The organism is Solimonas soli DSM 21787, assembly GCF_000474945.1.
Lineage (GTDB): Bacteria > Pseudomonadota > Gammaproteobacteria > Nevskiales > Nevskiaceae > Solimonas > Solimonas soli.
Genome location: NZ_AXDW01000001.1, coordinates 559,834 through 569,767, shown reverse-complemented (window position 1 = coordinate 569,767; position 9,934 = coordinate 559,834). Strand labels below are relative to the sequence as shown.

Annotated in this window: 11 protein-coding genes and 1 riboswitch; of the genes, 10 read left to right on the top strand and 1 reads right to left on the bottom strand. The window is 66.6% G+C overall.

The features are described from left to right. Positions 1-25: 25 nt before the first annotated feature. Positions 26-116: riboswitch (glycine riboswitch) on the top strand. 107 nt (positions 117-223) lie between these two features. Genes gcvT through gcvPB form a run of 5 tightly spaced genes read left to right on the top strand, consistent with a single transcriptional unit; the run spans position 224 to position 5,135 of the window. Further along, positions 224-1,306, top strand: coding sequence for a glycine cleavage system aminomethyltransferase GcvT (gcvT, locus tag K344_RS0102695; RefSeq protein ID WP_028079383.1), 1,083 nt, complete (start codon positions 224-226; stop codon positions 1,304-1,306). A gap of 37 nt (positions 1,307-1,343) precedes the next feature. Continuing rightward, positions 1,344-1,733 (top strand): glycine cleavage system protein GcvH, encoded by a 390-nt coding sequence (gene gcvH, locus K344_RS0102690; protein WP_028079382.1) that lies wholly within the window; start codon positions 1,344-1,346, stop codon positions 1,731-1,733. Between the two features lie 43 nt (positions 1,734-1,776). Then, positions 1,777-3,135, top strand: a complete 1,359-nt coding sequence (gene gcvPA / locus K344_RS0102685; RefSeq protein ID WP_028079381.1) for an aminomethyl-transferring glycine dehydrogenase subunit GcvPA — start codon at positions 1,777-1,779, stop codon at positions 3,133-3,135. A 17-nt stretch (positions 3,136-3,152) separates the two neighbouring features. Then, the gene (tpx, locus tag K344_RS0102680; protein ID WP_028079380.1) at positions 3,153-3,653 is read left to right on the top strand and encodes a thiol peroxidase; all 501 of its coding nucleotides are present in this window, start codon (positions 3,153-3,155) and stop codon (positions 3,651-3,653) included. A 12-nt stretch (positions 3,654-3,665) separates the two neighbouring features. Next, a complete protein-coding gene (gcvPB, locus tag K344_RS0102675; protein ID WP_028079379.1) occupies positions 3,666-5,135 on the top strand; it encodes an aminomethyl-transferring glycine dehydrogenase subunit GcvPB in 1,470 nt (489 codons plus the stop codon). 119 nt (positions 5,136-5,254) lie between these two features. Here gcvPB and K344_RS0102670 read toward each other — a convergent pair whose 3' ends face one another. Next, positions 5,255-5,467, bottom strand: a complete 213-nt coding sequence (locus tag K344_RS0102670; protein WP_028079378.1) for a hypothetical protein — start codon at positions 5,465-5,467, stop codon at positions 5,255-5,257. Positions 5,468-5,682: 215 nt separating this feature from the next. On the opposite strand from K344_RS0102670, the gene K344_RS0102665 reads away from it, so the two are divergent. The 5 genes from K344_RS0102665 to K344_RS0102645 all read left to right on the top strand — a co-directional run bounded on the left by K344_RS0102665 (position 5,683) and on the right by K344_RS0102645 (position 9,920). Next, entirely contained in the window at positions 5,683-6,042 is a 360-nt protein-coding gene (locus tag K344_RS0102665) for a diacylglycerol kinase (RefSeq protein ID WP_028079377.1), read from the top strand. A gap of 77 nt (positions 6,043-6,119) precedes the next feature. Next, positions 6,120-7,052 (top strand): carbohydrate kinase family protein, encoded by a 933-nt coding sequence (locus tag K344_RS0102660; RefSeq protein ID WP_028079376.1) that lies wholly within the window; start codon positions 6,120-6,122, stop codon positions 7,050-7,052. Continuing rightward, positions 7,049-8,242: a class I SAM-dependent rRNA methyltransferase gene (locus tag K344_RS0102655; RefSeq protein WP_028079375.1), complete on the top strand. Its 1,194-nt coding sequence runs from the start codon at positions 7,049-7,051 to the stop codon at positions 8,240-8,242. Before K344_RS0102660 ends, K344_RS0102655 begins: the two co-directional genes overlap by 4 nt. 44 nt (positions 8,243-8,286) lie before the next feature. Further along, positions 8,287-9,129: a prolipoprotein diacylglyceryl transferase gene (gene lgt / locus K344_RS0102650; protein ID WP_028079374.1), complete on the top strand. Its 843-nt coding sequence runs from the start codon at positions 8,287-8,289 to the stop codon at positions 9,127-9,129. Then, entirely contained in the window at positions 9,126-9,920 is a 795-nt protein-coding gene (locus K344_RS0102645; protein WP_028079373.1) for a thymidylate synthase, read from the top strand. The genes lgt and K344_RS0102645 overlap by 4 nt, the downstream gene beginning before the upstream one ends. Positions 9,921-9,934 lie beyond the last annotated feature (14 nt).

Below are 9,934 nucleotides of genomic sequence, written 5' to 3'. Positions count from 1 at the left end.
TAGACGTTTTAAAGTAGCAGCATCAAAAAGCACCGCGCGAGAGACCACCTTCAACGGTGGCGCCGAAGGCGCAAACCCGCTCGGAATCGCTCAGGCAAAAGGAGCGCGGTGCTGCAGCAACACTCTGGAGAGAGCCGCCGTGTCGCGGCCACCGAAGGCGCCCTAACGCTCAGGTCACCGGACAGAGGAGCGGTTTTCGCAATCACACACGCGCGGGAACCGTATGCCGAAACAGACAGCGCTGCACGCCGAACACGTCCGCCTGGGCGCCAGGCTGGTCGACTTCGCCGGCTGGGACATGCCGATCCAGTACGCCTCGCAGCTCGACGAGCACCATGCCGTGCGCCAGGCGGCCGGCATGTTCGACGTGGCGCACATGTGCGCCGTCGACCTGCACGGCGAGCGGGTCCGCGAATTCCTGCGCCAGCTGCTCGCCAACGACGTCGCCAAGCTGACGCAGCCCGGCAAAGCCCTCTACAGCTGCATGCTGCGCGAGGACGGCGGCATCATCGATGATCTGATCTGTTATTTCCTCGACGAGCGCTGGTTCCGTCTCGTCGTCAACGCCGGCACGACCGACAAGGACCTGGCCTGGATCCGCGACCACGCGGCCGCCTTCGGCGTCGACGTCCGTCAGCGCGGCGATCTCGGCATCCTCGCCGTGCAGGGCCCGCTGGCGCGCGCCCGTGTGCTGGCGCATCTGCCGCCGGCGCTGCGCGTGCCCGCCGAGTCGCTCGTCTATTTCCAGGCCGCGCACGAGGGCGATGTCTTCGTCGCGCGCACCGGCTACACCGGCGAGGACGGCTTCGAGCTGATCCTGCCGCATGCCGAACTCGTCGCCCTCTGGCAGCGACTGCTGGCCGATGGCGTCAAGCCCTGCGGCCTCGGCGCGCGCGACACGCTGCGCCTCGAAGCCGGCATGAATCTCTACGGCCAGGACATGGATGAAAGCACGCATCCGCTCGAATCCGGTCTCGGCTGGACCGTGGCCTGGGAGCCGAAGGACCGCGCGTTCATCGGTCGCGCCGCGATCGAGACGCTGCGCGGCGCCAGCCCGCGCAAGTTCGTCGGCTTGGTGCTCGAAGGTCGCGGCATCATGCGCGGTCACATGAAGCTGCGCTTCGCCGACGGCAGCAGCGGCGAGACGACCAGCGGCGGTTTCTCGCCGACCATGAAGCAGTCGATCGGCTTCGCGCGGGTGAGCGGCGCCGCGACCGGCGCCTGCGAAGTCGAGATCCGCGGCCAGTGGGTCGCGGCGCGCGTGGTCAAGCCACCGTTCGTGCGCAATGGCAAAGTCTTGCTGTGAATCTTCCGTATCCACGCATTCGCCAGGAGAGATGTCGATGAGCAACGTTCCCGCCGGCCTCAAGTACGTCAAGTCGCACGAATGGCTGCGCGTCGAAAGCGACGGCACCGTCACCGTCGGCATCACCGATTTCGCGCAGGGTTCGCTCGGCGATCTCGTATTCGTCGAGACCCCCGCCGTCGGCCGCAAGCTGGCCAGGGACGAGTCCTGCGCCGTCGTCGAATCGGTGAAGGCGGCGAGCGACGTGTATGCGCCGATCGCCGGCGAAGTCGTCGCCAGCAATGCGAAGCTCGGCGACAACCCGGAAATCCTCAACAGCGATCCATACGAAGGCGGCTGGCTGTGGAAGATGAAGCCGGCCAACGCGGCGGACGTCGACGCCCTGCTCGACGCCGCCGGCTACGAGGATTTCCTGAAGACGCTTTGACGCGTCCGGAAAATCGCACCGCTCACGTCCCGCGATCACGCCCATGCCGTTCATTCCGCATACCGAAACCGATGTGAAGGAGATGCTCGCCGCCATCAAGGCACCGAGCATCGATGCGCTGTTCGATGAAATTCCGCCGGCGCTGCGCTGCGGCACACTCCAGCGCATCCCCGAAGGCCTCAGCGAAATGGCGGTGACGCAGCTGATGATGGCGCGCGCGCAGGCCGACGGGCTGGCGCTGAACTTCATCGGCGCCGGTGCCTACGAGCACCACATTCCGGCCGCCGTCTGGGAGATCACCACGCGCGGCGAGTTCTATTCGGCCTACACGCCGTACCAGGCCGAGGCGAGCCAGGGCACGCTGCAGCTGCTCTACGAATACCAGACGATGATCTGCGGCCTGACCGGCATGGAGGTGTCGAACGCCTCGATGTACGACGGCGCGTCGGCGCTCGGCGAGTCGCTGCTGATGGCGCTGCGCGCCAACAAGGCGAACACCTCCGGCGTGGTGCTGATGCCGCGTGCCGTCAATCCGCTGTACCGCGACGTGGTCGCCAGCACGACCGCGGCGCAGGGCGTCAAGCCGGTGTTCGTCGACTACGATCCGAAATCGGGCCAGACCGCGCTCGGCGCGCTGCAGGCGCACGCCGGCGACAAGCCGACCGCCGTCGTCATCCAGCAGCCGAATTTCTTCGGCGTGCTCGAGGACGTCGACGCCATCACCGACTGGGCGCACGCGCAGGGTGCGCTCGTCGTCGCCGTCGTCAACCCGACCTCGCTCGCGGTGCTGAAGGCGCCCGGCCAGTGGGGCGGCGCGGGCGCGGACATCGTCTGCGGCGAAGGCCAGCCGCTCGGTGCGCCGCTGTCCTCGGGTGGTCCGTACTTCGGCTTCCTGACCACCAAGATGGCCCATGTGCGCGAGATGCCGGGCCGCATCGTCGGCCGCACCGTCGATCTCGACGGCAGGCCGGGCTATACCTTGACCCTGCAGGCGCGCGAGCAGCACATCCGCCGCGCCAAGGCCAAGTCGAACATCTGCACCAACCAGGGCCTGCTGGTGACGGCGGCGACGATCTATATGTCGCTGCTCGGCCCCGCGGGCCTCGCCGAAGTGGCCTCGGCATCGTTGGCCAACACGCGCGAACTGGTCGCGCAGCTGGGCTCGATCAAGGGCGTCGAGCCGCTGTTCGGCGCGGCGCATTTCCACGAGGCCGTCATCCGCCTGCCGCAGCCGGTCGCGCCGGTGCTGGAGAAGCTCGCCGCTCTCGACATCTTTGGTGGCTACGATCTTGCCGCGGCCTATCCGGAACTCGGCAACGCGCTGTTGATTTGCGCGACCGAGACCAAGACGGCGGCGCAACTCGCGCAGTACCGCGACGCGCTGGCCGGTGTCCTCGCATAAGGAAAGGGAAATCCAAGATGGCAACCGTCACTCTGCGCGGCAATCCGGTCACGACCTCCGGCGAACTGCCAAGCGTCGGCAGCACGATTCCGGGGTTCAAGCTGGTCGGCGCCGATCTCGCCGACGTCACGCCGTCGAGCTTCGCCGGCAAGCGCAAGGTCCTCAATATTTTTCCGTCGGTCGATACGCCGACCTGCGCGACCTCCGTGCGCCGCTTCAACGAGCGCGCCGCGCGGCTCGACAACACGGTCGTGCTGTGCATTTCCGCCGATCTGCCCTTTGCGCAGAAGCGTTTTTGCGGCGCGGAAGGCATCGACAAGGTCGTCATGCTGTCGCTGATGCGCGGCCGCAATTTCGCCAAGGATTTCGGCGTGCTGATCGAGACCGGCCCGCTCGCCGGCCTCACGGCGCGCGCGGTGATCGTGCTCGATGCCAACGACCGCGTGCTGCACACCGAACTCGTTGCCGAGATCAGCCAGGAACCGAACTACGACGCCGCGCTGCAAGCGCTGGCCTGAACCGTCACCGCCATGACCGCCAAAACCACCGAACCGCTGATCTTTGAAGTGTCGCGCCCCGGCCGCATGGCCAGTGCGCAGAACCCGAACCGGGGCGTCGATCTTTCGGCGATTCCCGAGGCGCTGCGCCGCAAGGACAAGCCGCGCCTGCCGGAAGTCTCGGAAATGCAGGCGGTGCGTCACTTCACCCGGCTGTCGCAGAAGAACTTCTCGATCGACACGCACTTCTACCCGCTGGGTTCGTGCACGATGAAGTACAACCCGCGCGCCTGCAACAAGCTGGCGATGCTGCCGCAGTTCCTCGCGCGCCATCCGCTGGCGCCGGAATCGCACTCGCAGGGCTTTCTCGCCTGCATGTACGACCTGCAGGAAATCCTGAAAGAGGTCACCGGCATGGCCGGCGTGTCGCTGACGCCAATGGCCGGCGCGCAGGGCGAGTTCGCCGGCGTGGCGATGATCCAGGCCTATCACAAGGCGCGCGGCGATCTGGCGCGTGTCGAAATCCTCGTGCCGGACGCGGCGCATGGCACCAATCCGGCGACGGCGGCGATGCTGGGCTGCACGGTGCGCGAGATCCCGACCAATGCCGACGGCGACGTCGACGTCGAGGCGCTGAAGGCCGCGGTCGGTCCGCAAACCGCCGGCATCATGCTGACCAACCCGTCGACTTTCGGCGTGTTCGAGCGCCGCATCAAGGAAATCGCCGGCATCGTCCACGACGCCGGCGGCCTGCTGTACTACGACGGCGCCAATCTCAACGCCATCCTCGGCAAGGTGCGGCCGGGCGACATGGGCTTCGACGTCATCCACATGAACCTGCACAAGACCTTCTCCACGCCGCATGGCGGCGGCGGTCCGGGCGCCGGCGCGGTGGGCGTGTCGGAGCGCCTCAGGCCGTTCATGCCGACCCCGCTGGTCGGCAAGGATGGCGAGAGCTATCGCTGGCTGACCGGGAAGGACCTGCCGCAGACGATTGGCCGCCTGTCGGCGTGGATGGGCAATGCCGGCGTGCTGCTGCGCGCCTACATCTATGCGCGGCTGCTCGGCCGCGAGGGCATGCACCGCGTCGCCGAGTTCGCGACGCTCAATGCCAACTACCTCGCCGCGCGGCTGGCGGAAAAGGGCTTCGACCTGGCGTTCCCGAAGCGTCGCGCCTCGCATGAATTCGTCGTCACCCTGAAGAAGCAGAAGCAGGAGATCGAGCTGACGGCGACTGATGTCGCCAAGCGCCTGCTCGACTACGGCTATCACGCGCCGACGGTTTACTTTCCTTTACTCGTGCCGGAATGCCTGCTGATCGAGCCGACCGAGACCGAAGACAAGGAAACCCTGGATGCCTTCGTCGAGGCGCTCGCGGCGATCCGGGACGAGGCCCGGCAGAACATCGCCAAGGTCAAGGGTGCGCCATACACGATGCCGGTGCGCCGCCTCGACGACGTGCGCGCGGCCAGGCAGCTGGATCTGCGCTACGTTCCGACCTGAGCCGAGATACCGCGATTCACCAAACAGAAAGCCCGCCGGCGACGGCGGGCTTGCGATGTGCCCGGGCCACAGGACCGGACATTCGACGATGCCGGCCGCATGCCGCGGCCGCGACGTTTTCAGGCGGCCTTGAGCAGGGCCGGCTGCGCCGGCTGGGCAGCGGCCGGTGCGGCGACCGTCGCCTGCGGACGCGGCGTCATGATCGGCCCTTCCGGCGCAACTTGTTGCAGCTGCTCGTTGCGGCGCCAGTCGATGATCGCCAGAACGATCAGCGCGACCGTGCTCAGGCCGGTACTCCACAGGATGAAGCTGACGAAGGACAGGATTTCCATGGCGACTCACTCCGAATTCAATGCATTCCACAACAGTGGGATTGGCATGAGCCTATTTAAGGGCATCTTGCTGCGATGCAACAATTGATATTTTTTCGAATTCCAGTTCAGAAAAACTAAACTGAAGGGCCGCTGCGATCGCCGCCCATTTCGGCGAAACTGCGCCACCCGCGACATGTCAGTCGCGACAATCACTTAGACGAACCACGACGTTCATGGCTGACGGCATCAAAGGCTGGGCGCGCCTCATGCGCGCCACCAAGGTTTCTTACTGGGGGCTTGGCTGGGCGCTCCGCGTCGAAGAGGCGTTCCGCATCGAATTCGCGCTATGCCTGCTGCTGGTGCCGGCGGCGCTGTGGCTCGGCCACGGCGGCATCGAGCGCGCGCTGCTGCTGCTGAGCCTGTTCGTGGTGCTGATCACGGAGCTGTTGAACACGGCGGTCGAAGTCGTCGTCGACCGCATCGGCAGCGAATGGAACGAGCTGTCGGGTCGTGCCAAGGATCTCGGCTCGGCGGCCGTGCACCTGTCGCTGCTGCAGGTGCCGGTTGTCTGGGGTTTCGTCTTGCTGGATTGATTTCGGAGCGCGGCTGCGCGATTCGCGGCCGCTTCACTCAAGCGCGGCCGGCTCTGCGGGCCGCATCGGGAGCATCGATGTCTGCGTTGATCTGCGGTTCCCTCGCGTACGACACCATCATGGTGTATTCGGGCCACTTCAAGGATGCGATCCTGCCCGACAAGGTTCACATCCTGAACGTGTCCTTCCTGGTGCCGGATCTGCGCCGCGATTTCGGCGGCACGGCGGGCAACATCGCCTACAACCTCAAGCTGCTCGGCGCCTCGCCGCTGCCGATGGGCACGGTCGGCCATGATTTCGGCGCCTACGCGGCCTGGATGGACCGCTACGGCATCGATCGCCGCTTCCTGAAGACGGTGCCGGACATGTACACCGCGCAGGCCTACATCACGACCGATCTCGACGACAACCAGATCACCGCCTTCCATCCCGGCGCGATGGCGCAGGCGCACACGCAGGACGTGGTCGCCCAGGGCGTGAAGATCGGCTCGATCTCCGCCGAATCGCGCGAGGCGATGCTGCTGCATGCCCAGCAGTTCGCCGATGCCGGCATTCCGTTCATCTTCGATCCGGGCCAGGGCATCCCGCTGTTCAACGGCGAGGAGTTCCGCGCCTTCATCGACAAGGCGAGCTACGTCGCCGTCAACGACTACGAGGCCGAGGTGCTGAAGGATCGCACCGGCTGGTCGCTCGAGCAGATCGCCGCCCGGGTCGACGCCCTGATCGTCACCCAGGGCGGCAAGGGCTCGCAGATCTACAGCGGCGGCCGCGTCATCAGCATTCCGACCGCGAAGGCCGAATCGCTGACCGATCCGACCGGCTGCGGCGACGCCTATCGCGGCGGCCTGCTGTACGGCCTGCTGAAAGGCCACGACTGGGAAACGACCGGCCGCATCGCCTCGCTGATGGGCGCCTACTGCATCGAGCGGCCCGGCACGCAGAACCACGGCTTCACGCTCGACGAGTTCCGCGCCCGCTACAAGAAGGCGTTCCGCGCCACGCTGGCCTGATGATGCTGACGCTGAAGCTGAAGGCGCGCGAGGAGCGCCGGCTGCGGGCCGGCCACCTCTGGGTCTACTCGAACGAGATCGAGACGGGGCCGCAGGCCGGCTACGATTTCCGCACCATCGAGCCCGGCGCCTTGTGCCGCGTCATGGATCATCGCGGCAAGCCGCTCGGACTGGGTTATGTCAATCCGCGCACCTTGCTCGCCGTGCGCATTCTCAGCGGCAACGTCGATGCGGCGATCGACCGCGACTGGTTCGCGCGGCGCATCAGCGCGGCGCTGGCCCTGCGCGAGCGCCTCTATGACGAGCCGTACTATCGCCTGCTGTACGCCGAAGCCGACGGCGTGCCGGGGCTGGTGATCGACCGCTACGGCGAGGTCCTCGTCGTGCAGATCACCAGCGCCGGCATCGACAAGCTCAAGGCGCCGCTGCTCGATGCGCTACACGAAGTCCTGCGGCCGCGCGGCATCCTGATGCGCAACGACAGCGCGGCACGGGAACTCGAAGGACTCTCGCAGGAGAGCGAAGTCATCGGCGACGTGCCGGAGCCGCTGGAGATCCGCGAACAGGGGCTGCGCTACACGCTGTCGCTCGTCGGCGGACAGAAGACCGGCTTCTTCTACGACCAGCGCGACAACCGCACGCGCCTCGCGCGCTACGTGCGCGGACGCAGCGTGCTCGACGTGTTCAGCTACGTCGGCGCCTGGGCCCTGCGTGCGCTGCGCGATGGCGCGTCGAGCGCCACCTGTCTCGATTCCTCGCAGACCGCGCTCGACGCGGCGCAGGCCAGCGCCGCGCTCAATGGCCTGGCGATCGAGACGATCCGCGACGACGCGCTGGCCGGCATGAAGGCGCTGCGCGCCGCAGGCCGGCACTTCGACGTGGTGATCGTCGATCCGCCGGCGCTGATCAAGCGACGCAAGGATTTCGACGCCGGGCTCGAGCACTATGCGGCGCTGAACCGCGCCGCCATGCACCTGCTCGCCGGCGACGGCATCCTGGTGTCCTGCTCCTGCTCGCATCATCTCGGCGCCGACGATCTGCAGCGCATCCTGCTGCGCGAGGCGCGGCACGCCGGCCGGCGCCTGCGTCTGCTCGAACAGGGCGCGCAGGGGCCGGATCATCCCGTGCATCCGGCGATACCGGAGACGCGCTATCTGAAAGGCTTCTTTTGCGCGGTGACGGCCGAATAGATCGGCCGAGAAACCGCTGCAACGCTCCCGCTACAATCGCCGCCATGCTCACGCACCCCAACATTGACCCGGTCGCGCTCAAGCTCGGCCCGTTTTTTGGCATTGGCCCGCTCGCCATCCACTGGTACGGTCTCATGTACCTGCTGGGCTTCTGGATTGCCTGGCTGATGGCCTTGCGCCGCGCGCGTTTCGCGCACGTCGGCTGGCCGAAGGAGCGCATCTCCGACCTGCTGTTCTATGTGGTGCTCGGCGTCATCGTCGGCGGCCGCGTCGGATACATCCTGTTTTATTCGTACGATGCGCAGGGCCACTGGCTGCCGGCGTCCGATCCGCTGATGATCCTGCGCGTCTGGCAGGGCGGCATGTCGTTCCACGGCGGCCTGATCGGCGTGCTCGTCGCCATGGGCGTGTTCGCGCGCCTGCAGAAGCTGCCGTACTTCGAGGTCGCCGATTTCGCCGCCGTGCTGACGCCGATCGGCCTGTTCACCGGCCGCATCGGCAATTTCATCAACGGCGAGCTGTGGGGCAAGCCGACGGACCTGCCCTGGGGCATGGTCTTTCCGCACACCGCGCCCGACCTGCTGCCGCGTCATCCGAGCATGCTCTATGAAGCCGGGCTCGAAGGCCTGGTCATGTTCGCGATCCTCTGGTGGGTCGGCAAACGGCCGACGCCGCGCGGTCTCATCAGCGCGCTGTTCCTCATCCTGTACGGCGTGTTCCGCTTCTGCGTCGAGTTCGTCCGCGTGCCGGACGCGCAGCTCGGCTATCTGCACTTCGGCTGGCTGACGCGCGGCCAGGAACTCTGCCTGCCGATGCTGCTCGCCGGCATCACCATCCTGCTGTGGTCGCTGCGCCAGCATACGGCGACGGTCCGGAGCGTTTCATGAAGGCCTATCACGATCTCCTGCGGCGTGTGCTCGACGAGGGTGTCGAGCAGCAGGACCGCACCGGCGTCGGCACGCTGGCCACGTTCGGCGGCCAGATGCGCTTCGATCTCGCCGACGGTTTTCCGGTGGTGACGACCAAGAGGCTGCATCTGCGCTCGATCATCGTCGAGCTGCTCTGGTTCCTGCGCGGCGACACCAATGTGCGCTGGCTGCAGGAACGCAAGGTGTCGATCTGGGACGAGTGGGCCGACGCGAACGGCGATCTCGGGCCCGTCTACGGCAAGCAGTGGCGCGACTGGGTGACGGCCGACGGCCGCCACATCGATCAGATCAAGGAATTGATCGAGTTGATCAAGAAGGATCCGGCCTCGCGCCGCCAGCTGGTCAGCGCCTGGAATCCGGGCGATCTGCCGAAGATGGCGCTGGCGCCCTGCCACTGCCTGTTCCAGACCTCGGTGCTCGACGGCCGGCTCAACCTGCAGCTCTACCAGCGCTCCTGCGACATGTTCCTCGGCGTGCCGTTCAACATCGCCAGCTATGCGCTGCTGCTGATGATGCTGGCGCAGCAGTGCGATCTCGAACCGGGCGTGTTCGTGTGGACCGGCGGCGACGTGCACATCTACAAGAACCACCTCGAGCAGGTGCAGCTGCAGCTGACGCGCGAGCCCTATCCGCTGCCGAAGATGCTCATCAAGCGGCGGCCGGCGTCGATCGATCAGTACGAGCTCGAAGACTTCGAGCTGGTCGGCTACCAGGCACACCCGCACATCAAGGGCGAAGTGGCGGTCTAACCGGGCCGGCGCCG

Coding starts and splice junctions, on each gene's coding strand:
- gcvT (WP_028079383.1), top strand. CDS start 224: ATGCCGAAACAGACAGCGCTGCACGCCGAACACGTCCGCCTGGGCGCC.
- gcvH (WP_028079382.1), top strand. CDS start 1,344: ATGAGCAACGTTCCCGCCGGCCTCAAGTACGTCAAGTCGCACGAATGG.
- gcvPA (WP_028079381.1), top strand. CDS start 1,777: ATGCCGTTCATTCCGCATACCGAAACCGATGTGAAGGAGATGCTCGCC.
- tpx (WP_028079380.1), top strand. CDS start 3,153: ATGGCAACCGTCACTCTGCGCGGCAATCCGGTCACGACCTCCGGCGAA.
- gcvPB (WP_028079379.1), top strand. CDS start 3,666: ATGACCGCCAAAACCACCGAACCGCTGATCTTTGAAGTGTCGCGCCCC.
- K344_RS0102670 (WP_028079378.1), bottom strand. CDS start 5,467: ATGGAAATCCTGTCCTTCGTCAGCTTCATCCTGTGGAGTACCGGCCTG.
- K344_RS0102665 (WP_028079377.1), top strand. CDS start 5,683: ATGGCTGACGGCATCAAAGGCTGGGCGCGCCTCATGCGCGCCACCAAG.
- K344_RS0102660 (WP_028079376.1), top strand. CDS start 6,120: ATGTCTGCGTTGATCTGCGGTTCCCTCGCGTACGACACCATCATGGTG.
- lgt (WP_028079374.1), top strand. CDS start 8,287: ATGCTCACGCACCCCAACATTGACCCGGTCGCGCTCAAGCTCGGCCCG.
- K344_RS0102645 (WP_028079373.1), top strand. CDS start 9,126: ATGAAGGCCTATCACGATCTCCTGCGGCGTGTGCTCGACGAGGGTGTC.